The sequence below is a fragment of the Micromonospora sp. NPDC002717 genome, from assembly GCF_040295705.1.
In the GTDB taxonomy this organism is placed as follows: Bacteria; Actinomycetota; Actinomycetes; order Mycobacteriales; family Micromonosporaceae; genus Micromonospora.
Map to the genome: position 1 here is coordinate 1 of NZ_JBEOVW010000093.1, position 1,323 is coordinate 1,323.

Here is a 1,323-nt window from a genome sequence, read left to right on the forward strand (position 1 = left end):
CTGACTGTGAGGGTGGCAGGGTCGGCTCAGCAGTGGTGAGCTGACAGCTGGTGGTGGCGGGCGTGACTCTTGCTCTGACTGGCGTTTGTGCCTTTGGCGCGACTTGTCCGCCCGCTGCTGCCGGTGCCGGCCCGGCGGGAGACGTTTGGCCTGATCAGGAGCTTGACCGCCAGTTAGCGGCTGGCGTGTCTCATCACAGTCCTGCCATCTCCGCACCGGACCGGACCCTTGCGTCCCCACGGTGAGGAGAGAACGCATGTCCATGCTGGCAGATCTGGTCGAGGTCGTCATCGGCGTCGACACGCACAAAGACACCCACACCGCCGCGCTGCTGGATACCCGCACCGGCGGGGTGCTGGCCCGGACCACGGTGAGCACTGACCCGGACGGCTACGCGCAACTGGTGGCCCTGGCCGAGCAACACTCGGGACTGCGGGCGTGGGCGCTGGAAGGCTCCGGCGGCTACGGCGCCGGCCTGGCCCGGCACCTGGCCGACGCCGGTGAACTGGTCGTCGAACTGGACCGTCCGCTGCGCCCGGCCCGCCGCGCCGGGGCGAAGTCCGACCCGATCGACGCCGAACGCGCCGCCCGCGACGCCCTGGCCCGCACGCGGCTGGCGCAGCCCAAGACCGGCGCGCAACGAGCAGCCCTGCAGGTGCGGCTGACCGCCCGCCGAGCGGCCGTGGAAGCCAGTGCCGTCGCCCAGCGGCAGCTGCACGCGCTGGTGATCACCGCTCCCGAGGTGGTGCGGGCCCGCTTCCGTGGCCAGAGCACCCGGATCATGCTCACCACCGCCACCCGACTACGCCCCACCACCACCGCAGACGTCGACGTGTTCACCTGCCTGACCGTGCTGCGGGACCTCGCCCGCCGCGTCCGCTTCCTCGAAGCCGAAGCCACCGAACACGAGAAGGCGATCCGCGCGATCGTCCGCAACTGGCGACCGGACCTGCTCACCCTCACCGGCGTCGGACCCATCGTCGCGGCCACCGTGCTCACCGCCTGGTCCCACCCCGGACGCTGCCGCAACGACGCCGCGTTCGCCATGCTTGCCGGCGCTGCCCCGATCCCCGCATCATCCGGCAAGACCGTCCGCTACCGCCTCAACCGCTCCGGCGACCGTCAACTCAACCGCGCTCTACACACCATCGTCCTGACCCGCCTGCAACGCGACGAGCCCACCCGCGCCTACGCCGACCGCCGCCGCGCCCAAGGCAAAACCGACCGCGAGATCAAACGCTGCCTCAAACGCTACGTCGCCCGCGAAATCTACCGACGCCTCGAAAACCCACCCCAAACGCTTGACGCGGCATAGGAGCGTCG

At 70.7% G+C, this 1,323-nt stretch carries 1 protein-coding gene; it reads left to right on the forward strand.

What is annotated here, in order from left to right:
- The first annotated feature begins 256 nt into the window (after positions 1-256).
- Entirely contained in the window at positions 257-1,315 is a 1,059-nt protein-coding gene (locus ABT006_RS34990; RefSeq protein WP_350712753.1) for an IS110 family RNA-guided transposase, read from the forward strand.
- Positions 1,316-1,323: the final 8 nt, after the last annotated feature.